General features: G+C 74.1%; 2 protein-coding genes (1 of these 2 running past the window's edge). Both read right to left on the bottom strand.

Annotation, left to right across the window (positions count from 1 at the left end):
* Complete coding sequence (locus OG965_RS03630) at positions 1–21,801, bottom strand: amino acid adenylation domain-containing protein (RefSeq protein WP_371649024.1); 21,801 nt, start codon at positions 21,799–21,801, stop codon at positions 1–3.
* Positions 21,798–24,142 carry the 3' end of an SDR family NAD(P)-dependent oxidoreductase gene (locus OG965_RS03635; RefSeq protein ID WP_371649026.1) on the bottom strand. It continues 11,638 nt past the right edge of the window, so the window shows 2,345 of its 13,983 coding nt (coding positions 11,639–13,983); its start codon lies beyond the right edge, outside the window; its stop codon occupies positions 21,798–21,800. Before OG965_RS03635 ends, OG965_RS03630 begins: the two co-directional genes overlap by 4 nt.

Below are 24,142 nucleotides of genomic sequence, written 5' to 3' on the forward strand. Positions count from 1 at the left end.
TCATCGCTCAGTGGCCCCGCTCGCCCCACGGCCGCCGACGAACCCTTTGACCAGCCGTTCGAGAGAGGCGTTCAGCACCTCGGGCGCCTCCAGCATCACGAAGTGCCCGACGCCGTCCACGAACTCGACGTCCACGCCGTACTTCGCGGCCGAGGCCGTGTCCGTGGGCATCCACGACGTCGAGTTGACCAGGGTCACGGGCACCCCGAACCGCTTGGGCAGCCGCTGGAGGTACGTCAGCATCTCTCGGAAGGACGCCGAGACGATCGCCTCACCGACATGCGCGCGCGTGCGCTCGACCAGGGCGACGAGGTCCGCCCGGCGCGTGTCCAGGAAGAGTTCCTCGGCCCGTACGGGCGCGTCGACGAAGCTCTGCACGAACCGGTCCAGCTGCTTGGCGCTGAGTGGCTGCGGGTCGAAGGTGTGGAGCGTGTCCACGCCGACCATGCCCCGCACCCGGCCCCCGAGGAGCGGCTCGGCCGCCAGCATGACCGGCCCGCCGAGCGAGTGGCCGACCAGGACCACGTGCTCGGCGCCGACCCGGGCGACGACGTCGGCCACGTCCCGTGCGTACGCCTCGACGGTCCAGTGCGGCCGGTCGCGGCCGGAGCCGCCGTGGCCCGCGAGGTCGAGCGTGACGACGGTGTACCGGTCGGCGAAGTACTGGGCCTGCTGCTCCCAGTACGTCATGTCGCAGCCCAGGCCGTGGATGAGGACCAGGGCCGTGGTGCCGGTGCCGCGCACCCGGTAGTCGATGTCGCCGACGCGGGCGGTCTCGTCGCGGGGCGCGGCCGTACGGGCCGGGGCCGAGATCTGGGCCTGGGCTTGGACCCGCGCCTGAGCCTGGGCCGCCCCGGAGGTGTCCGGCTTGCGCGCGATGATGCCGACGTGCTCCATGTCCGGGCCCGGCGCCCCGTACGAGCCCCGGTCCACGCCGACCGCGCCGAAGTACCCGGCCCGCTCGACCACGAACCCGGCCGCCTCGCACTCCCGCTGGAAGACCTCGGGGTCGAGGGCGTTGATCAGGCTCGGTCCGCCGACGACGTGGGCCGCCTCGAAGTGGGCCGCCACGTCCTCGATGTAGCCGGGCCACGGGTCGCCCGCCCGCCTGCGCGCCTCGTAGTCGGCGGCCTTGGAGGCCCAGTAGCCGAAGTAGGGCGAGTCGGTGCTCAGGAAGACCTTTCCGCCCGGCTCCAGCCAGCGGAACATCTTGCGCAGGGTCACCCCGACGCCCTCGGGCGTGAGGAAGTGCATCACGCGGCTGGCGTGCACGGCGGTGAACCGCCCGTCCTCGAAGTCGACGTCCGGCAGCACTCCCTGACGCAGCGTCAGGCGGGTGCGGGCGTCGTCGTTGACGCGCTGCCCCAGGATGTCGAGGTGCTTCTTCTCCATGTCGAGCGCGACCACGCGCGCGCCGCGCTCCAGCGCCGCGATGCTGGCGATGCCGTAGGCACAGCCGAGGTCGAGGACCTCGCCGCCGCACTCCCCCGCGTACTCGGCGAACTCCGAGGAGTACGGGATGAGGTGCTCGACCATCACACCGGTCCGGTTGAGGGTCGCCACCATTCCGCCGAAGTCGAGGTTGGCCGCCGACTTCAGGTCCTCCAGGACGTCGTGCTCCCGCGTGACCGGACGCGCGGGCGCGGGCAACGCGGAGAGCGTCACGGTGTGCGGCCGCGCCTCGACCGGCTCGGCGAGCCGGTGCGGGAAGTCGGCCAGGTCGGCCAGCACGACGGGCTTCGCCGGGGCAGCGGACTCGGCCGGAGCCGAAGCCTGGATAGCAGGTGCAGCCGGAACTCGGCCGGCGGGCCGCACCGGAGCCTGGGCAGCGGCCCGCTCCGGGGCCGGAGCCGCCGCCTCCGCGACCACCGGCGCCTCCTCCCGCACCCAGTACCGGTTCCGTGCGAACGGGTACGTGGGAAGCCGCAGGCGCGCCGGGCGGCGGGCGGCCGTCTCCGCGTCCGGGGACGGGAGGTCGTGGCCGCGCACATAGCGCTCGGCGAGCGCGGACAGGGCCCGGCGACGCTCGGTGGCGTCCAGTCCGGCGCCGGGTGCGGTCACCTGCCCGGCGTCCGCGCCGTCCGCCGACCGCGCCGAGAAGTCGCGCGCGACCGTCCCCGCGAAGCACCCCGCCCCGGCCGAGCCGTCGCGCCAGCCGCGCCACAGTGCGGCCGCCTCGTCGAGGGTGTCGGCCACGACGGCGCAGCGGTGCCGGAAGTGGTGGCGGCCGTCGCCGAGCGTGCGGGCCAAGGCGGGCAGGTCGGCGTCGCGCAGCTCGCCGTCGGCGATCAGGTCGAGCAGCCGGTCCACGAGCCGGCTAAGCGCCGCCTCGGTCTTGGCGGACAGAGGCAGCAGATGCCCCACCGCACCGGACGCGGCGGGGGGCGCCACGGCGCCGGGTACGTACTCCCGTACGACGACGTGCGCGTTCGTCCCGCTCATGCCGAAGGCGCTCACCGCGCCCGTCCTGGGCGCACCCGTCGGCGTCGCCCACTCCTTCGTCGCCTTGTTGACGTAGAAGGGGCTGTCGCTCCAGTCGATGTACTCGTTGTCCTGCTCGCAGTGCAGGCTCGCCGGGATGACGCCCCGGCGCACCGACTCGGACAGGCTCATCAGACCGACCAGGCCGGACGCCGCGAAGGTGTGGCCGAAGTTGGTCTTGGTCGAGGTCAGCGCGCAGAACCCGCGCTCCGCGACGCCCGCGTCCGTACGGAAGGCCGCGCGCAGGGCGTTGACCTCGACCGGGTCACCGAGCTTGGTCCCGGTGCCGTGGGTGACGATGTGGCCGAGGTCCCTCGGGTCGATGCCGCCGCGCTCGTAGACGGAGGCGAGCAGTTCGCGCTGGGATTCTCCGGCGGGCGCGGTGATGCCGTTGGTCCGGCCGTCGTAGTTGAGGCCGCTCGCGGCGATCACGCTGTGCACCGGGTCGCCGTTCGCCTCGGCGGCGGCGAGCGGCCGCAGCACCAGGGCCGTGACCGCCTCGCCGGGCACCATGCCGTCGGCGCGCTGGTCGAAGGTGAAGCACCGGCCCGCCTCGGACAGCATGCCCGCCCGGCTCATCGCCTCCAGCGACTGCGGGGTGAGCACGAAATTGGCGGCCGCCACCACCGCGATGTCGCACTCCTTCTGCCGCAGGCTCAGACAGGCCTGGTGCAGGGCGACCAGGCCCGAGGAGCAGGAGGTGTTGACGGCGAGGACCGGGCCCTTGAGGTCGAGGAAGTACGAGAGCCGGGCGGCCAGGACGCCGTCGTGGTTGGAGGTGACGTTGCCGCCGTCCTTCACCAGGAGCTGGTAGTCGCCCTGCTCCACGCCGACGAACACGCCGACGCGCTTGCCCTTGAGCTCCTCGGCGCCGAGCGCCGCGTCCTCCAGCGCCCTCCAGGACTCCTGGAGGAGGTGGCGCTGGCGCGGGTCGATCGTCCGGGCCTCCTTGGGGGCGATCTCGAAGAAGGCGGCGTCGAACTCGTCCGCCCAGTCGATGCTGCCCATCCACCGGTAGCGCTCGCCGTCCGGCTCCCCCGGGGCCGACTCACCGAACCGTACGGGCGGGAGCTCGCGGACCATGTCCTTGCCGTCGGCGAGCGCGTCCCAGAACTCGGCCACCGAGCGGCAGCCCGGGAAGATCCCGCTCATGCCGATGATCGCCACGGGCTCGTCCCCGACGGCGGGTTCGACACCGGCAGCGGGCCCGGTCGCCGCGACAGCCTGGACCGCCGCCACGGGCTCGGCGGCCACCGCCGGAGCCTCCACCGCCATCCGGACGTCCTCTCCTGCCAAGTACTCCACCAGCCGTTCGATCGACGGGTGGTCGTAGAGGACGGTGGGCAGCAGCCGCACCCCGACGCGGTCGGAGAGCCGGTGTGCGAGCTGGGTGAGGCGGATGGAGTCGAAGCCGAGGTCGACGAAGTTGCTGCGGTCGTCGATCCGGTGTGCCTCGGCCTTGAGGACGTGCTGGACCACTTCCCGAACCGCGTACGTCAGTTCACCGGTCTTCGGCGCCCGGGTGCGCACGGCGGGCGTCGGCTGCTCGGGCCGCGCGGTCGGTCGTACTGTGTCGGCGACGATCGGCGACGCCTGCGCGGTGGGCCGCAGCACCATCGGCGCGACGAGGTCGGCCGCCAGGAGGCGCTCGAACGCGTCGAGCCCCGCCGCCGTCTCCAGCGCCCGCAGGCCGCTGGAGCGGAGGTAGGCGTCGATGAACTCCGGGTCCGCATTCCGCTGCGCGGACGCGCCCATGCCGCCCTCCTCCCACAGCGGCCACTGGATCGCGAGCGTCCGGTGTCGCGTCGGCCGCTCGCCGAGGGCGCGCGCGTAGGCCGCCTGGAAGCGGTTGGCCACCGCGTAGTCGCCGCTGCCGAAGTCGCCGAGGACGGCGGCGGTGGAGGAGAAGTGGCAGACGAAGTCGGGGCGTTCGGTGTCGAGGCCGAGGGCGCGCTCCAGGGCGAGCGTGCCGTGCGCCTTCGCGCCGAGCACCGCGTCGATGGAGGCGGTGGTCTTCGCCGGCAGGGTGACCGGCTCGGCCGCGCCCGCGAGGTGCAGGACGCCGTCGAAGGCGCGCAGCTCCTCGGGCAGGCCCGCCCGCAGTCCGGCCAGCGCGTTCGGGTCGCTCACATCGGCCCGGCGGCAGACGACCCGGCTGCCGGAGCGCCGCAGTCCCTCGACCCAGGCCTCGTCGGCCGCGCCGATCTCCGAGCGGCCGAGCAGGACGAGGTGGGCACGGTACTCGCGCGCCAGGTACTCGGCCAGGCGGCGGCCGAGGCCGCCGAAGGCACCGGTCAGCAAGTACGTTCCGCCGTCGCGCAGTACGCTCCGGGCGGGCCGGGCCGGGGTCTCGACGTGCTCGACCCGGCAGGTCCGGCGCACGCCGTCCGCCCGGTACAGCACGCTCGACGGGTCCTCCTGGCGCTGCTCGTCGAAGAGCAGAGCGGCCCAGTGGGACGCGTCGAGCGCACCCTCGTGCAGGACCACGCGCAGGGCGGTGCCCGGCAGCACCTCGGCGAGCGAGCGCTCGTACCCGATCAGGGCGTCGAGGGCGGCCTGCTCCACGGCGTCGCGGAAGTGCCCGGCCACGAGCAGGTGCGGCACCTCAAGGCGGGCCGCGACCACGGCCCGGATCAGCGAGGCGACGTCGCGCAGCTCGCGCAGGAGCGACGGCTGCTGGCCAGGACCCGCGTCGCGGTGCCCGGCCGGCCAGAGGTAGTGGATCGCGTCGACGCGCCCGTACTCGGCCGCGACCGCCCCGAGCGCCCGCTTCCAGCTGCGCTCGTCGTCGCGGTCCACGGGATACGGGGACCCGGCGCCGACGAAGACCGGCTCGGCACCGGGCGCGCGCTCGCGCAGGGACCGCTCGTACGCGGCCCGGTCCGCCGCCCCGTCGAGGAAGCACAGGACGACCTGCGCCTCGGACGCGGGGGCGTCGGGGACGGGGGTGGCGGCCGTCGCCACCCAGCGTTCCTCGAAGAAGTCCAGGTCCGACGAGCCGTCACTTTCCTTGCGGGACACGTCGGTCGAGGTGGGGTCCGGCGCCGCGGCCTCCTGGCCGCGCAGCCAGAAGTACTCCTCGGTGAACGGGTACGTGGGCAGGCTGATCCGGCGCGGAGGGTGTGTCTCGTCGGTGTGCGGCCAGTCGACCTCACCACCGTCCACCCACTGCCGGGCGGTGTGTGCCAGGACGCCGCCGCCGTACACCCGCTGCTCCCCGCCCGAGGCGAAGTCACCCAGGGCGTCGATGAGTTCGCGCACGTCGCGCACCACGAACGCCACGCGCTCGCTCTGCTGGGTGCGGCCCACCTGGAGGGTGAAGGCCACGTCGGCGAGTCGGCGGGCGCTCGGGCCCGTCTCCTCCAGCTCGGCGAGCCGGTGGGCCAGGTCATCCGCGTACCGGCGCAGGTTCTCCGGCCCGCGCGCCGACAGCGGCACCAGGCGCGGACCGGCGAGGACGGCGTCCTCGGCCCCGCGCGCGGGCGCCTCCTCCAGAACGGCGTGGACGTTGGTGCCGCCGATGCCGAACGAGCTGACGGCCGCGCGCATCGGCTCGGCCGAGGGGGCGTGCTCGACGAGCCGGTCCACCACGTAGAACGGCGAGCCCGCGAAGTCGATCTGCGGGTTGGGCACGCGGTGGTTGACGGTCGGCGGGATCCGCCGGTTGCCGACGACCAGGGCGGTCTTGACGAGACCGGCGAGCCCGGCCGCCGCGTCCAGGTGGCCGAGGTTGGACTTGACGGAGCCGATGCCGCAGAAGCCGGTGCGGTCGGTGTGGCGGCGGTAGGCCTCCGATACGGCCATGACCTCGATGGGGTCGCCGAGCCGGGTGCCGGTGCCGTGCGCCTCCAGGTAGCCGATGCTCTCGGGGTGCACTCCGGCGCGGTCCAGGACCGCCGAGACCAGCTCGGCCTGCCCGGCCACGCTCGGCGCGTAGTAACCGGCCTTGCGGTCGCCGTCGTTGTTCATCCCGGCGCCGCGCAGCAGCGCGTAGATGTGGTCGCCGTCGCGGACGGCGGACCGGGCGTCCTTGAGCAGGACCACGACGACGCCCTCGCCGCCGATCATCCCGCTCGCCTCGGCGTCGAACGGCTTGCAGTGGCCGTCGGAGGAGAGGGTCATGCCCTCTTCGAAGAGGTAGCCGACGGCGTTCTCGGCGTACATTCCGGCGCCGCCGACCAGCGCGTGGCGGGTCTGGCCGGACTGGATGCCCTGGACCGCGAGGGCGAGCCCGGCCAGCGAGGACGAGCAGTTGCTGTGCACGTACAGGCTCGGGCCGGTCAGGCCCAGCTTGTGCGAGACGGTGGTGGGCATGGTGCCGGGCTGGGCCTGGAGGAAGCTCACCAGCGACTCGGAGTCGCGCCGCGCGTTCCCGGCCGCCAGCGGTGCCTGGTAGAGGGCGTTGCTGGTCGACACGTAGACCGCGCTGTCGGTGATGTCACCGGGCAGCCGCCCGGCGTCCTCGACGGCCTTCCAGGAGTGCTGGAGCAGCAGCCGCAGCTGAGGGTCCATCAGCTCCGCGTCGCGCGGCGAGACCTGGAAGAAGTCGGCGTCGAACAGGCCCTTGCCGCGCATGCTCGCGCGCACCGGAACGTAGTCGGGGTGCGCGATCAGGCTCTCGTCGACGCCCAGCTCGCGCAGTTCGTCGGCGGAGCAGAGCTCGACGCTCTCCTCGCCCGCGAGCAGGTTGCGCCAGAACGCGTGGTGGTCCTCGGCGCCGGGCAGCCGGCAGGAGATGCCGATGACGGCGACGCTGCCGGTGAGAGGGGCGGCGGGGGCCGGTGCGGGCTGCACGCTTTCCGCCTCGGCACGGGCGTGAGTGCCGCCGCCAGCCCGCAGGTGCTCGCTCATCCCCCGGGCGTTGACGCACTTGAAGGTCTCGGCCGCCGTGAACGCCACCCCGTACCGCTTGGCGGCCCGGTCGGCGAGCACGGCCGCCAGGACCGAGCTGCCGCCCGCGTCCAGGAACGCGTCCGTCGGGCCGAGGTCGTCGACGCCGAGCACCTCGCGCCACAGGGCGAGCACATCGCCCTCGTGCGGCAGCGGGGAGCCGGGTGCCGCCTCGACGGGCCGGGGCGCGTCCGCGCGGGTGTGGGCCAGCGCCACCGGACGCTCCTCCAGGGTCTTGCGGTCGACCTTGCCGTTGGGGGTGCACGGCAGCGCGTCGATGGGCAGGACGAACGACGGGACCATGTACGGCGGGACCTTCCGGGCCAGGTGCCGGGTCAGCTCCTCGGCCGCCACCGGGCCCGCCGCCGGCACGTAGTACGCCACCAGCTGCCTGCTCTCCGCACGCGTACGGGCCACCACGACGCACTCGCGCACGGCCGGGTGACCGGCGAGGACGTGCTCGATCTCGCCGAGCTCGACCCGGAAACCACGGATCTTCACCTGGGAGTCGATGCGGCCCAGGCACTCGATCCGGCCGTCGCTCAGCCGGCGCGCCAGATCGCCGGTGCGGTAGATGCGGGTGCCGGGCGCGAACGGGTTCTCGGGGAAGCGCTCGGCCGTCAGCTCCGGCTTGTTCAGATAGCCCCTGGCGAGCCCGGCGCCCGCGATGCACAGCTCACCGGGAACACCGGCGGGCGCGGGGCGGCCGAGGCCGTCCAGGATGTAGATCTGGGTGTTGTCGATGGGCGTGCCGATGGTGATGCGGCCGTCCGCCCCGATCCGCCCGGCCGTCGACCAGATGGTCGTCTCGGTCGGCCCGAACAGGTTCCACACCTCGCAGTCGAGCGCGGTCAGGCGCTCGCGCAGGGTCTCGGGAAGCGCCTCGCCGCCGCACAGCACGCGCACGCGCTCGTCGTTGGTCCAGCCCTCGTGCAGCAGCATCGTCCAGGTCGACGGGGTCGCCTGCATCACCGTGGGCCGCACCGCGCCAAGGAGCGCCTTGAGCCGGCCCGGGTCGCGCGCGGTGTCGGCGTCGCAGAGGTGGACGCGTGCCCCGACGACCAGCGGGAGGTAGAGCTCCAGGGCGGCGATGTCGAAGCTGTGGGTGGTCACCGCGAGCAGCCGGTCCTCCGCCCGCAGGCCCGGCCGGTCCGCCATCGAGCAGAGGAAGTTGGTGAGGGCGCCGTGCGGCACCATCACCCCCTTGGGGTTGCCGGTGCTGCCCGAGGTGTAGATGACGTACGCGAGGTCGTCGGCGGTGACGCGGGCGCCGACCGGGCCGCCGGTGGGCCACGGCCGGTCCATCAGGACCGTGCTGGGCACGTCGGCGAGCTCGCGCAGCCGGGCGCGCAGCGCGCTGTGGGTGAGGACGGCCTGCGGGCGGGCGTCGCCGAGGATGTGGGCGAGCCGGTCCTGCGGGTAGTCGGGGTCGAGCGGGATGTAGGCGCCGCCCGCCTTCATCGTCGCGAGGAGCGCGATCAGCAGCTCGGGCGAGCGCTCCAAGTACACCGCGACCAGGCTGCCGGGGCCGACACCGAGGTCCGCCAGATGGCTCGCGAGACGGCCGGAGCGCTCGTCGAGCTCCGCGTACGTGAGGGAGTCCTGCCCGGCGACGACCGCGAGCGCGTCCGGAGTGCGGGCCGCCTGCTCGGCGAACAGCTCGTGCACGGGCCGCTCGGGGTGGGCGGCCTCGGTGGCGTTCCACTCGACGGTGAGGGTGTGGCGCTCTTCGGGCGAGAGCAGCGAGCACGCGTCGACGAGCTGCTCGGGGTCGGCCGGGACGGTCTCCAGGAGGTGGATGTACTGGCGCAGCAGCTGCTCGGCCGTCGCGGCGTCGAACAGGGCGGTGTCGTACTTCCAGTTGACGGTCCAGGAGCCGCCGGGCCCGGCGGGCTCGACGACCTCAAGGACGAGCTCGTACTCGCCCTCCTGGTGGATGCCCTCGACGTAGGAGAAGGCGGGGGCACCGGCGGTGACGTCCTCGTGCCAGTCCTGGTACATGAACGCGTACCGGAAGACCGGCGCGCCGCCGTCGCCCGTGGACAGGCCGAGCTCGCGCACCAGGGCCGTGAACGGATACTGCTGGGCCAGGCCGTTGACCAGGTTCTTCTGGACGTCCTTGCAGAGGTCGGCGAAGCGCGCCGCGCCGCTGACGCGGCTGCGGACCGGCAGCATGTCGACGAAGTGGCCCACCGTGCGCTCGAAGCCGGTCGCGGGCCGGGTGCTCACCGGCATACCCACGATCACGTCGTCCTGCTGGGTGTACTGGCGCAGCAGGACCTTGAACGCGGCGAGGTAGGCGGCGGACGCGTAGACGCGCCGACTGCGGGCGAACTCCGCGATGCGCGCGCCGAGTCCGGCCGAAAGGCGCCGGGTCGCGGTGGCCCCGGCGCCGGAGGCGGTGAGGCGTGGCCGGTCGGCGGGCAGCGCCAGTGCGGGCAGCGGCGGGGAGAGCCGCTCACGCCAGTACGCCAGCCGTTCGTCGGCCCCGGCATCGCTCAGCGCCTGGGCCTCGGCGGCCACGAACTCCTCGTAGGGGGCGCTCGGGTGCGGCGCGTCCGGGATCCGGCCCTCGGTGAGCGCCGTGTACTCCGCGAGCAGGTCCTTGACCAGCAGCACGGCGGAGGCCCCGTCGAGGACGAGGTGATGGGTGTTCAGGAGCACCCAGGCCACAGCGCCCGGGCCGTGGAAGACGTCGAGGCGGCGGAGCGGGCCTTCTTCCAGGTCGAACGGTTCCTTGGCGCGCGCGCGGATCAGCGCGACCGCCTCGCTCTCGTCGGCCACGGACAGGTGATGCTCCGTCACCACCGGCTGCCGGTCCTGCTGTTGGGCCAGCAGGAGGCTGCCGCCCGCCACCTCGACGGCCGCGCCGAGCACCTGGTGCCGGGCGCGGACCCGCGCGAACGCGGCCCGCAGGGCACCGACGTCCGGGCCGGTGGTCTTGAAGCAGAGCGGCACGTTGTACGCACCGGACTCCGGGGACGCCTTCTGCAGGGTCCAGAGCCCCTGCTGACCCTCGGAGAGCGGGTGGCGCGCGGCGGGCACCACCGGCTGCGTCGCCGCGGCGACGCCGCACCCGGTGAGGTGGGCCGCCAGCTCGTCGACCGTCGCGTGCTCGAAGAGCAGCGCTGACTCGAACCCCGGGTCGAGATCGCGCTGGATCTCCTTGGCCAGCCGCACCAGCCCCATCGAGGTGAGGCCGAGGGCGGGGAAGTCCACATCGGTGCGGACCTCGGCGGGGTCCACGTCCAGCTGCGCGGCGACGGCGTCCAGGAGCAGAGCGCGGACGCCACCGTCCTCGGCGGGACGGGGTGCGGGCGCGGGCGCGACGGCCTGGGCCGCTGCCGCTGCCGCCGGGGCCGGGGCTTGGGCCTGGGCCGGGGCGAGCCGCTCCCCGTACCAGTGCGTCTTCCTGGCGAACGGGTACGTGGGCAGGCTGACGCGCCGGGGCAGCGGCGCCCCGCCGTACAGCGCCTCCCACACGAGGGCCGTCCCGGACAGCCACTGCCGGGCCGCCTCGCGCGGGTCGCCGACCGTCGCGGGCGTCTGCCGTCCGGCCTCGCGGCCGGTCAGGTCGGCGTACTCGGCGCCGGGCACCAGGCCCTCGCCGAGGAACACCGCGAGCCGTGCCGCGAGCTCCGGCACCGACCGTACGACGAGGGCCAGCCGCACCGGCAGCTCGTCGCGCCCCACCTGCAAGGTGTACGCGAGGTCGCGCAGCGGCACCGCACGCCCGGCACGGTCGGTGTCGCCGACGAAGTCCGCCAGCCGCCCGGCCACGTCACGCAGTTGGTCCGGGGTCCGGGCGGAGAGCGGCACCAGGCAGGGCTCGTCGGTCAGATGCGCAAGCGCCGGGGCCACGTCGCCGCCTCCAGGGTGTTCCTCGATGATCAGATGTGCGTTGGAGCCGCCCGCGCCGAAGCAGGAGATCCCGGCGCGCCTGGGCAGCGGCCGCCCGTCGGCGTCGACCGGCGCCCACGGCGCGAGCTCGCGCTGCACCGCGAACGGCGTCCGCTTGAAGACGATCCCGCCGTTCAGCTCCTCGGCGTTGATGGACGGCGCGAGCTGCCCGTGCGCGAGCTGCATGAGGACCTTGGTGAGACCGGCGACGCCGGACGCGCTCTCGGCGTGACCGAGGTTGGACTTGAGCGAGCCGACCGCGCAGTACTGGCCGGCGCGTGCGGTGCCGAACGCACGGCTGAGCGCGGAGATCTCGATGGAGTCGCCGAGCGCGGTCGCCGTGCCGTGCGCCTCCACGTAACTGACGGTGGCGGGCTCGACGCCTGCCTTCTCCAGGGCGCGGGCGACGACGTCGCGCTGGGCCGTGAGGCTGGGCATGCTGTACCGGCTGGTCCGGCCGCCCGCGTTCACCGCGCTGCCCTTGATGACCGCGTAGACGTGGTCGCCGCCTGCGAGCGCGTCCTCCAGCGGCCTGAGCACGACAGCGCCGACGCCCTCGGCGGCGAGGAAGCCGTCCGCGTGCTCGGAGAACGGTCGGCACCGGTCACCGGCGGACAGCAGCCCGTGCTCGGCGAGCACGTCGAAGTGGTCGGCGTTCAGGAGCAGGTTGACGCCACCGGCGACCGCGCAGTCGTTGTCGCCGCTGTACAGGCTCTCCAGGGCGAGGTGGATCGCCGTGAGCGACGACGAGCACGCCGTGTCGAGGGCGATGCTCGGACCCTGGAAGTCGAAGAGGTACGAAGTGCGGTTGGCGATCGAGGAGTGGGCGGTGCGCCCGTTGTACGTGGCGTTCATGGCGCCCGCGAACACCCCGACCCTGCCCTGCCGGTTGAGCGCCGCAGCCGTGTACCCGGCGTCCTGGAGGGCGCTGTGGACGGTCTCGATGAACAGCCGCTCCTGGGGGTCCATGGCGGCGGCCTCGTCGTCCGGGATGCCGAAGTACTCGGCGTCGAAGGAGGCGACGTCCGCCAGGAACCCGCCCCGCGGGCGCTCCTTGCCGTCCTCCTCCCAGCGCAGCCACCAGCGGTCCTCGGGGTACTCGGTGGTGCAGTCGAGGCCGTGGCGCACGTTCTCCCACAGCGCGGCGGGGTCGGCGGCCCGGGGATAGCGGCCGCCGAGGCCGACGACGGCGATGTCGCGCAGGCGGGGGGCGGGCGCCTGGACCGGCGCCGGGGACACGGCCGGAGCCACGTCCTGGACCGGGGCCGGAGCCGGGACCCGGACCGGGGCGGCGGTGTGCGGCGGCTCCTCGGCGCCCAGCACCTCGGCCAGCCGCGCGGGGTGCGCCCCGGTGAAGTACCCGGCGACCTCGCGGACCGTCGGGCAGTCGAAGAACAGCGTGCTGCTCAGCTCGTCGAAGTCGCGGCCGAGCGCGTTGTTCAGCTGGATGACGAGGATCGAGTCGAGCCCGAGGTCGAAGAGGTCGGCGTCGGGGGCGAGGTCCCCGGGCGCCATCCGGAGCGTGTCGGCGACCAGCGCGGTGACGTACGCGATGGCGCGCTCCGCGAGGTCGGTGGACGGGGGCCCGGCCTGCGCCGCGTGGGCTCCGAAGAGCCTGAGCAGCTCCGGGCGGCGGGTGTCCAGGAAGTGGTCGGTCAGCTCGTCGAGGGTCCGCAGCTCGAAGAAGAGCGTGCTGGGAACATCCTCGAAGTCCCGTGCGACGGCGTTGTTCATGCCGGAGACCAGGATGGAGTCGAGACCGTAGTCGTGCAGGTTCCGGCCCGGGTCGAGTTGATCGTCCGTCAGACGCAGGGCGTCACGCAGGAGTTGCTCGAAGTAGGCGAGGGTGCGCGCCCGCAGGCCGGCGTCCGGGACGACGGCGGTGACGGAGGCGGCGGGGGCCGGGCGCGGCGCCGGGAGGGCGTCGGTGCGCGGCACGTCCGTACGGACCACCGCACCGCCACCGTTCTCGGCGACGGTCAGCTGCTGGCCCAGGACATGCGCCCCGGCGTCCGGCTGCCCCACCCTGTCGAAGCCCTCGGCCCGCAGTACGTCCACCCAGCTCTCGGGCGTGAGCACCGGGCTGCCCGGGATGCGCAGGTCCGCGTCCCGGTACAGCCACCAGCCGTCGACCAGGCCGAACGTCAGATGCGCCAGGAGCGTGTTGCGGCTCATCTCGTTCATGAAGAGCAGCCCGCCCGGCCGCATGGCCGCCTTCACGTTGCGCAGGGTCAGCGCGATGTCCGCGGTGGCGTGCAGCACGTTGGTCGCCACCACGACGTCGAACCCGCCGGGCTCGACGCCCTGCTCCCCGGGCGACTTCTCCGCATTGAAGATACGGGTCGTCAGATACGGGTGGCGCGGCAGCAGTTGCTCCTCGGCGCGGAACAGGAACGCCTTGGAGAGGTCGGTGTAGCAGTACTCCGCGATCGCGTCGCCCAGCGGCTCCAGCGCCGCCAGCACCTTGGCGCTGGTCGCGCCGGTTCCGGCCCCGACCTCCAGGATGCGCGGGCGGCGGCCCGGGTGGGCACGGCGCCAGCGGCGCACCGCGTCCACGACCAGCTCGCTCAGCCGGTCGTTGAAGTAGTCGGCGATCGGGTCGCCCCGGTAGATGCCCTCCACGCGGGACATCGAGGAGCCCGGGAAGAGGATCTCGGTGGCGGGGCGCTCCCCGGCCAGGACCTCGCGCAGGGCGAGCAGACAGGACTCGACGAGGTCGACCTGGGCGCGCTGGTTGGCGCCCGGCTGCCAGTCGGCGCGCTCCGCGTACCACTGGCGCCACAGCTCGGCGGCGTCCAGGTCCCGCGCGGCGGGCAGGGCGCGCCGTCCGCCGCGCACCTCGATGAGCCCGGCGGCGGTCAGCACGCGGTCGCTCTCCGCCAGCCAGCGGCCGTACTTGGCGGGAATCCGTCCTTCCAGACCGTCCAGCCCGAGGTCGCGCAGCGTGGTGAAGAGCAGCTGCTCGGCCAGCTCGCACAGGCGCGGGTGCGGCAGGAACCGGCCGAGCCGCTCGACCTCGCCGTGCGGTGCGCGGTGCGCGGCCACGACCGCGTCGAGCACGGAGGGCAGCCGGTCCGGCCCGTCCTCGGGCACATCGGCGGACGCGCCCAGGCGCTCGGCGGGCACGAGCCCCCGCAGCGCCGCCTCGTCGAAGGTGCGCATCAGCGCGATCTGGCCGTGCTCACCGCCGAGGAAGTCCGCGAGGGTGCGCAGGGATTCCTCGGGGTCGAGGGAGTCGATGCCCGCCGCCGCCATGCGCGCGCGGTAGAAGTCGTCGCTGACGACGCCCGCCACACCCCAGTAGCCCCAGTTGACGGACTTCACCACGGGCCGGGCGGCGCCCGGCGCGGTGGGCCACCGGTCCGCGAGGTCCAGGGCCAGCGCGTCCTTGAAGGTGCACCCGGCCGCGTAGTTGGCCTGGCCCGCGTCCCGTACGAAGCTCTCCACCGAGGAGAAGAAGAGGACGAAGTCCAGCGGCTCGGCGCCGAACACGCGGGCGAGGTGGACGCCCACGTCGACCTTGGCGGTCAGCGCCGCGCGGAACCGGTCCTCGTCCATGTTGGCCAGCGTCTTGTCCGCCAGCACGATCGCGGAGTGGACCACGCCGTCGATCCGGTCGTGGCGCTCCTTGATGCGCCGGTACGCGGCGGCCAGCGCCGCCTCGTCGCTCGCGTCCGCCTGTACGTAGAGGGGCTCCCCGGCGCCGACGGCCCGCGCCCGGGCCGCCAGGTCGGCGAGGGAGGCCGCGACGGCGCCTTCGAGGGGGCGGCGGCCGATCCAGACGATCGCCGCCCGGTGGTGCTCGACCATGTGGCGGCTCCACAGCTCACCGATGCCGCCCGCGCCGCCCACGACGACATAGCGGCCGCCGTCCCGGTAGGGCGCGGTGGCGGGGGCGAGCGGGGCGACGGGCCGCAGCTCCTGGGCGAGCCAACGGCCCTCGCGCAGGGCGAGCGTGGTTCCGGCCGGGACGGTGGGCAGGGCGAGTCCGGCCGCGCGCAGCGCGTCGCCGGGCGCCTGGGCGGGCAGGTCGAGGAGGCGGACCGTCCAGCGGGTGTGCTCCTTGGCGGCGCTGCCCAGCAGCCCGTGCACGCTCGCGTGGGTCGCCGCGACCAGGTCGCGGGCCTGGGCGCGCTGGGTGGCGAAGGTGAGCGCGGTCCAGGTCAGCGACTTGGTGCCGAGGCCGAGCGACAGCAGCGCCCGCACCAGGCGGTACACCTCGACGGCGCCCCGCTCCTGGCCCGCGACGGGGTCGGGCCCGTCGTGCGGCGCCACCCAGACGAGGTGCGCGGGCGTCCGCCCGGTGCTGCGGATCCGCTCGGCGATGTCCGCCACCGAGGCGCCCGCGGGCAGCTCCACCAGCCGGTGTCCGGGCGCCAGCGCCCCGAGCTCGTCGCGCAGTCGCCGGTCGGCGTCGAAGACGAACACCTCATCGGGTGCACCCTTCGACTCACCGCCGGACGACGGGAGTTCGGCGCGCTTGGGCTCCCACACCGGCAGGAGGGTGCGCAGGGCCGAGGCCCGGCCGCCGTCCGGCTTCCCGTCGAGCACACGGTAGGCGAGGCCCCGCAGCGCGGCGCAGACCCGCCCGCCGGCGTCGGTGAGGTCGATGTCGAGCACCTGGCCCGCGCCCTCGGCCCGCTCCCCGGGCGCCGGGCGCACCCAGGCGTACATCTCCTCCTCGCACTCCGCGAAGACGTCGAGCCGGTCGAGCGCGAACGGCACCGGTGTGGCCGACGCCTCCCGGGGCCGCGACGCCGCGCCCGCCTCCGTGTCGAACCGGGGGTCGAGGCCTAGCGAGGCGTGGATCGCCGCGTCCAGGAAGCCCGGGTGCAGCGCGTACGACTCCAGGGAGCCGCGCGAGACGCCCGGCAGCCGCAGTTCGGCCAGCACCTCGCGCCGCCCGTCGGGGGCGCCGCGGTACAGGGTGCGCACCAGCCGGAAGCCGGGGCCGTAGGCGACTCCGGCGCGGGCGATGTAGGCGTAGCACTCGTCGCCCGACAGCGGGCGCAGCCGCAGGGCGGCGCGCAGCCGGTCGAGCCCGACCGTGGGCCGCTCGGTGGCGGGCGCGGCCGTCGCGCGGCCCTGGACGTGGACCTGTCCGCCGTCCTGGGCCGAGCCGGTCAGCTCGAAGCGGGACGAGCCCGGCGCCGCGTCCTCGGCCAGGGTGAACTCGACCGTGCGGCCCTCGCCGCCGACCGCCACGGGCCGTACCCAGCTGACGTTCTTCAGCGTGACCCGCGATCCGGCGGCGGGCAGCGCACGGCGCACGGCCGTGTACGCCATCTCCAGGCTCGCCACGGCCGGGAGCAGCCGCTTCCCGTCGACCACGTGGTCGCGGAGCACGAACTCCTCGCCGGTGAACCGGGTGCGGTAGCGGACCGCGCCGAGCCCGGACACGTTCTCGTGGAGCAGGGGGTGCGCCGGAGCGGGCCCGGACGCCTCGACGGCGCGGGCCGGCCACGGGTGGACGACCCGGCTGAACGGGTAGGCGGGCAGGCTGGTCCGGCGGCCCGCCGCGGTCCTGGCCAGCTGCCGCCACTCGACGTCGGCGCCCCGCACCCACGCCTGGGCGAGCTTCTTCAGCTTGCCCTTCTCCTCGCCCTTCTCCAGCCAGCGGGCGACCTTGGCGGCGGGGCCGTCGGCGGCGGCACCACGGGGCACCTCGCCCGTGAAGCGGCGGGCCGAGTCCCGGCCGTCGAGGAACAGCGCGAGCTCGTCGGCGAGTTCACCCAGGTCACGGACGACGAACGCCACCCGGTGGGCCATCGCCACCCGGCCCACCTGGAGCGTGTACGCCACATCGCGCAGTCGCAGCGTGGGCCTCGGGCTCGCCAGGGCCGCCCGCAGCTCACGCGCGTAGGCGGCCAGGTTGTCCCGGGTGCGCGCCGACAGCGGGACCAGCTGCGGGGAGCGGTCGTCGGCGGCGGGCGCGGCGGCCGCGTACTCCTCGAAGATCGCGTGCGCGTTGCTGCCGCCCAGGCCGATGGAGCTCTGCGCCGCCCGGCGCGGGCCCTCGCCCCGCGGCCACTCCCGCAGCCGGTCGACCACGTGGAACGGCGACCGCTCCAGCTTCAACTGGGGGTTGGGGGTGGTGTAGTTGAGGGTCGGGGGGAGCTCGCCGTGGTAGAGGCCGAGCAGCACCTTGACGGTCCCGGCGAGTCCGGCCGCCGAGTCGAGGTGGCCGAGGTTGGACTTCACGGAGCCGATGCCGCAGTAACCGGTCTCGTCGGTGGCCTCGCGGTACGCCTCGGTCAGCGCGGCCAGCTCCACGGGGTCGCCGAGCTTGGTGCCGGTGCCGTGCGCCTCCACGTATCCGATGGAGCGCGCGTCGACGCCGGTGCGCTCCAGGGCCCGGCGGATCACCCGGCTCTGGCCGTCGACGCTGGGGCTGTAGAAACCGGTGGCCTGGGCGCCGTCGCTGTTGGTCGCCACACCGCGCAGCAGGCCGTAGATGTGGTCGCCGTCCGCGACGGCGTCCTTGGCACGGCGGATCAGCAGCGCGGCGACGCCCTCGCCGCCGACCATGCCGTCGGCGGCGGCGTCGAACGCCTTGACGCGGCCGTCGCCGGAGAAGTTGAGACCGGGCTTGTGGACGTAGCCGCGCCCGTCCGTACTGGCCGCCGAGGCCGCCGCGACCAGGGCGAAGTCACTCTCGCCGCTCTGCACCGCGCGGGCCGCGAGCGAGAGGGCGCTCAGCGAGGACGAGCAGTTGGAGTGGACGGCGAGGCTGGGGCCGCCGAAGCCGAGCTGGTACGAGATCATCGAGGCGACCGTGCCGCTCTGGCACATCACCCACGACAGGTACTGCTGCGGATCCTCGATCACGGGCGCCGCGTCCGGGGCGGGCGCTCCGTAGAAGTGGTTGCCGCTGGTGACATAGACGCCGGTGTCCGGGATGTCGCGGTGGTCGTAGCCCGCGTCCTCGACGGCCTTCCAGGCGTGCAGGAGCAGCTGGCGGAACTGCGGGTCCATCAGGGCGACGTGGTTCGGGGAGAGCCGGAAGAACTCGCCGTCGAAGACGTCCTTGTCCGCGAGGGCGGAGCGCAGCGGCACATAGCCGGGCTCGCGCAGCACCCGCTCGGGCACCCCGGCCCCGCGCAGCTCCTCCTCGGTCCAGAACCGGGTGGTGCCGTCGCCGCGCCGCAGGTCCTCCCAGAACCGCCAGTGGTCCTCGGCGTCCCCGAAGCGGCAGGCGATGCCGACGATCGCCACGGCGTCCTCGGGCAGGTCCGCGGCGGCGTCCGGGGCGACCGCGACGGTCTCCTCCTCGGCCCGCGCGGCCGGAACCACAGCCGGTGCGGTGTGCTCGCGCACGTACTCGGCGATGCTGCGCGCGCTGGCGTACTTGAACAGGTCGGCCGCCGCGAACGGCACGCCGAGGCGGTCGGCGATGCGCTCGGCGAGCACCACGGCCGCCAGCGAGTTGCCGCCCACCTCGAAGAAGGAGGCGGTGGGGCCGATGTCGCGGACCTGGAGGACGTCCTGCCAGCAGGCCAGGACCCGCTCCTCGATGTCCGCGAGGTCCGCGAGCGGCACACGTCCGGGGGCGGCCTCAACAGGCGCGGCCGTGGCGGGCGCGAGGGAGATCTCGCGCCGCATCAGCGCGTTGCGGTCCACCTTGCCGCTGCCGGTCAGCGGAACGTCGTCGATCGGCACGTAGAAGTCCGGGACCATGTACGACGGCAGCCTCTCGCGCAGGTGCTCCTTGAAGTCGGCCGCGTCCGCCGTGCGCCCCGGGCCGGGCCGGTAGTAGGCGACGAGCTGCTTGGCCGCGTCCTCGCCGCGCGCCACCACGACACACTCGGCGACGGCCGCGTGAGCGCCCAAGTGGTATTCGATGTCGCCCAGTTCGACCCGGTTGCCCCGGATCTTGACCTGGAAGTCGAGCCGCCCGAGGTAGTCGATCTCGCCGTCCTCGTTCCAGCGCGCCAGGTCCCCGGTGCGGTAGAGCCGCGCGCCCGCGACCAGGGGGTGGGCCACGAACTTCTCGGCCGTGAGCTCGGGGCGGTTGACGTACCCCTCGGCGAGCCCGGTCCCGGCGATGCACAGCTCGCCCGGCTCGCCCTCGGCCACCGGCCGCAACTCCTCGTCCAGGATGAGGACTTCGGTGTTGGCGATCGGCCTGCCGATGGTGATGGGCGCGTCGGGGCGCACCAGGGTGCCGGTCGAGTAGACGGTGGTCTCGGTCGGCCCGTACAGGTTCCAGGCCTCGGTGCCGGTGCTCAGGAAGTGGTCCTTGAGCGTACGGGACAGGGCCTCGCCGCCGGTGAGGATCCGGACGCCCTCGGTGTTGCGCCAGCCCGAGTGGAACAGCATGCTCCAGGTCGCCGGGGTGGCCTGCATGACCGTGGGGCGCACCCGGCCGATGCGCTCCTTCAGCCGGTCGACGTCCTTGATCGTCGCGCTGTCGCACACATAGCAGCGCCCGCCCGTGACCAGCGGCAGGAACAGCTCGACCTGCGCCATGTCGAAGCTGACGGTGGTGACCGCGAACAGCGTGTCGGTGCGGCCGAGTCCGGGCTCGACGGCCATCGAGCGCAGCAGGTTGGTGAAGCCCCGGTGCGGAATCATCACGCCCTTGGGCTTGCCGGTGCTGCCGGAGGTGTAGATGACGTACGCGAGTTCCGACTCGGTCACCGTCACCCCGGGCCGCTCGCCCCGCGCCGCGGCGGCCGCGAGTTCGTCCCGCTGCTCGTCGAGGACCACGAGGCCGCCCGGCGCCGCCGCCCGCGCCTCGGCCGACCGCGCGTCGAGCAGGGCCCGGGCCCGCGCCTTCAGCCGGGCCTGGGTGACGACCAGGGAGGTGCCGCTGTCCCCCACGATGTCGGACAGCCGCGCGGCGGGCAGCTCCGGGTCCAGCGGAACGTAGGCGGCGCCCGCCTTGAGGATGCCGAGCAGCGCCACGACCATCGCGGCCGAACGGTCGAGGAAGACCGTCACCAGGTCGTTCGGGCGCACGCCCCGCGCCACCAGATGGGCCGCCAGCGCGTCGCTGCGGCGGCGCAGTTCGTCGTACGTGAGGATCTCGTCCGCACCGGTCACCGCGACCGCGTACGGAGTCCGGGCCGCGGCCGCGTCGAACAGGTCGTGCACACAGGGTCCGTCGGCCGCCGTGGGACCGGCGTCGGCCGCGAAGAGCGCGCGCAGGTCGTCCAGGCGGACCTCCGGGTCGGTGGTGACGGCTTCGAGGACGCGCCGGTAGCGCTCGCCCAGGCCCACCACGAAGTCGGCGCCGAACAGCTCGGGGTGGTACTTCCAGTGCAGCGCGTACCCGTCGCCCTTGCCCCACACCTCGACGGACAGCTCGTACTCGCCCTCCTGGTGCAGCTCCTCGACCAGCTCGTAGGGTCGGTCCGGCTCCGCGATGCCGTCGAGCACGTCCTGGAAGACGAACGCGGTCTGGAAGACCGGCGAGCGGCCGGACGGCGCGGACCGGTCCAACTCGCGGGCGAGCGCGGCGAACGGGTAGCTGTGCAGCATCCCGTCGACGACCTCGCGCTGCACCTGGGCCACCAGCTGCCCGAAGGTCGCGCCCCCGGCGAGGGCCACCCGGACGGGCATCATGTTGATCATGAGCCCCATGGCGTCGGCGAGCTCGTCGCCGCCCCGCTCGTTCACCGGCATCCCGACGACGACCTCGCGCTCGTCGGAGTAACCGGCGAGCGTGACGGCGTAGGCGGCGAGCATGACCGTGGAGGCGAAGACGCGCCGGGAAGTGGCCATCTCCTCGACGGCGTGGGCGAGTTCGCCGGACAGCTCGCTGAAGCGGGTGTCCCCGGCGAAGCGGTCGACGACCTCGGCGTGCGGCCTGTCGGTGGGCAGGCTCAGCGCGGCGGACGGGCCCGCCAGCTTCTCCCGCCAGTAGTCGAGCAGCTCCGCGCGCCGACCCGGCAGTGTCGCGCGCTCCTCGCGCACGAACGCCTCGAAGTCCGCGCCCGCGCGGGCCGCGTCAGGCTCGCCCCCGGCCAGCAGCGTCTCGTACGTGTCGAACAATGCCTGCGCCAGCAGTCGGGCCGAGCTGCCGTCGAAGACGATGTGGTGGACGCTGACGAGCACGATCGAGCTGTCCGCCGGGCGGGCGAAGACCCGGATCCGCAGCAGCGGCTCCCCGTCCATGGCGAACGGCCGCTTGTGCTCGGCCTCCACGGCCGCCAGCGCCTCGGCCTCCGGCAGTGCGCGCAGATCAACGCGCGCGTAGTCGAGCTCACGGCCCGGGTCGACCGACTGCACGGGCCGGTCGCCCTCGCGGCCCAGGACGGTGCTCAGCACCGGATGCCGGCGGACCACCGCACGGCAGGCCCGCTCGAACACCGCCTCGTCGAGCCCGGAGACCCGGAAGCAGAGCGGGACGTTGTAGGCGGCCATGCCCGGGTACGCCTTCTGGAGCGCCCAGAGACCGCGCTGGCCCTCGGAGAGCTCGTACGTCCGCGCGCCCGCCCTGAGCCGCCGCAGCAGGTCCCCGACCTCGCTGTCGGTGACCTTGCCCGCCCTGTAGTCGGCGATGAGGGCGCTGAGCTCGTGCTTCACTTCTGAGTTCTCTCTCCGTCGAGGAGCGCGATGGCGTCGTCGAGGTCCAGGGCGCCGTCACCGAGGCGCTCCAGCACCTCCAGGACCTCGGACTGCGGGGCGGTTTCGGGGGCGGGGCGCGTACGGCCCACGGGGACCAGACGGGCGACCCCTTCGGGGTAGGCGTCCACCAGGTGCGCGGCCAGCTCGCCGACCGTGGCGTACTCGAAGAGCGCGCTGGGCACGAAGCCCGGGGCGACGGTCGCGCCCAGCTCGCGGGTCAGCCGGACGATCCCCAGCGAACTCAGGCCCAGCTCCAGGAACCCGGCCTGCGGTGCGACCTGCTGGGCGTCGGGGCCCAACTGGTCGGCGAGCAGCCCGCGCAGGAACCCGAGCGCCCGCTCTTCGGCGGCGTCGGTGGTGTCGGCGCGGTGCGGCACCGGCTCGCCGTCGGCGGGGAAACGCCAGTGCGCGGCGGCGGGCCGAAGCCGCGGCTCCGGTGTCGGCCGTACGGGGGCCGCGGGCTCCGGAGCCGGTGCGGGCCGGGCGTCCGCTGCCGCCGACACCCAGTGCCGGTCCTTGGCGAACGGGTACGTGGGCAGGTGGAGGCGGTGCGGCGGGACCTCGTGGAGCGCGCTCCAGTCGACCGCGTACCCCTCCAGCCACAGCTCGGCGATCTTGCGCCAGTTGCCCTGCGCGGCCCATCGGCCGACCAGCTGCTCGCGCACCTCGTCCTCGTCCAGCAGCCGTGCGCCGGACGGGCGTGCGTCGACGCGGCCCCGCCAGAGGTTTCCGGAGGCGGCGCCGTCACCGGTGAGGAAGCGGCCGAGGCCGTCCTTCACCTCGTCGAGGCTGTGGGCGCGCAGCACCAGCCGCTCATCCAGGGCGACCCGGCCGGTCTGGAGGGTGTGGGCGAGGCCGGACAGGTCGAGATCGTCGTGCGCGTCCAGGAAGCGCAGCAGCTTCCGCGCGTACGCGCGCAGCCGGTCCTCGTCCTTGGCGGACAGCGGGACCAGCACCCCGCCGGGGACGTCCGACAGCCGCGCCGCCCGCGGCGCGGGCGCCTCCTCCAGGACGACGTGCGCGTTGGCACCGGTCGCGCCGAACGCGCTCACCCCGGCCCGGCGTGGCGCGCCGTCCTCGCTCGCCCACGCCGCCAGCTCCGTCTGGAGCCGGAACGGCGAGTCGGCCAGGTCCAGGTACGGGTTGGCGCGCTCCGCCGGTACCAGCGGGGTGAGCGTGCGGTGGTGGAGCTGGAGCACGGCCTTGGTCAGCGCGCTGATCCCGGCCGCCGACTCGGCGTGCCCGATCGCCGACTTGACCGAGCCGAGCGCACAGAAGCCCGTACGGTCGGTGCGCGCCCTAAAGGCCCGCTCCAGGGCCTCCACCTCCATCAGGTCGCCGATCTCGGTACCGGTGCCGTGCGCCTCCACGTATCCGAGCGACGCGGGGTCGACCCCGGCCCGGTCCAGGCAGTCGGCGACGACGGCCTGCTGCGCGGTGGCCGACGGTACCCGGAAGCCGGGGGTGCGGCCGGAGTGGCTGACCGCGCTGCCCTTGATCACCGCGTACACCGCGTCGCCGTCCTCGACGGCCCGGCTCAGCGGCTTGAGCAGCACCGCGCCCACGCCCTCGGCCGACACATAGCCGTCTCCCCCGGCCCCGAACGACCGCGCGGGCGCCTCCTGGGCGAGCAGACCGAGCAGGCCGTACGTGCGGTACTTGCCGGGGTGCAGGGAGAGGTTGACCCCGCCGGCGAGCGCGGCGTCGCACTCGCCCCGGCGCAGCGACTCCACCGCCAGGTGCACGGCGTTGAGCGAGGACGCGCAGACCGTGTCGACGGCCAGGGACGGGCCGTGGAAGTCGCAGAAGTGCGAGACGCGGTGGGCGATGGTGGCCGCGTTCAGGGCCTGCGGAACGCGCTGCCCCTGGCGTACGGCCTCCTCCTGGAGCAGGGCGTAGTCCCGGTGCATCACGCCGACGTACACGCCCACCGCACGGCGTCGTTCCCCGTCCCGGGCGGCGGCCAGGGCGTCCGGGGTGTACCCGGCGTCCTCGACGGCCTCCCAGCACACTTCGAGGAACAGCCGTTCCTGCGGATCGAGTTGGGCGGCCTCGTCCGCCGGGATGCCGAAGAAGGCGGCGTCGAAGGAGTCGACGTCGTCGACGAACCCGCCCCAGCGGGACAGGCCCGCGTGCGCGTCCTGCGACCACCGGCTCCCGGGCACCTCGCCGACACAGTCCCGGCCCGCCTTGAGGTTCTCCCAGAACTCGGCGACGTCGGCGGCCTTCGGGTAGCGCCCGGCGATGCCGACGATCGCGATGTCCTGGCTGTCGGGCAGCTGAGGCCGCTCGGCCCGCG

Source organism: Streptomyces sp. NBC_00224 (assembly GCF_041435195.1).
Classification (GTDB): Bacteria; Actinomycetota; Actinomycetes; order Streptomycetales; family Streptomycetaceae; genus Streptomyces.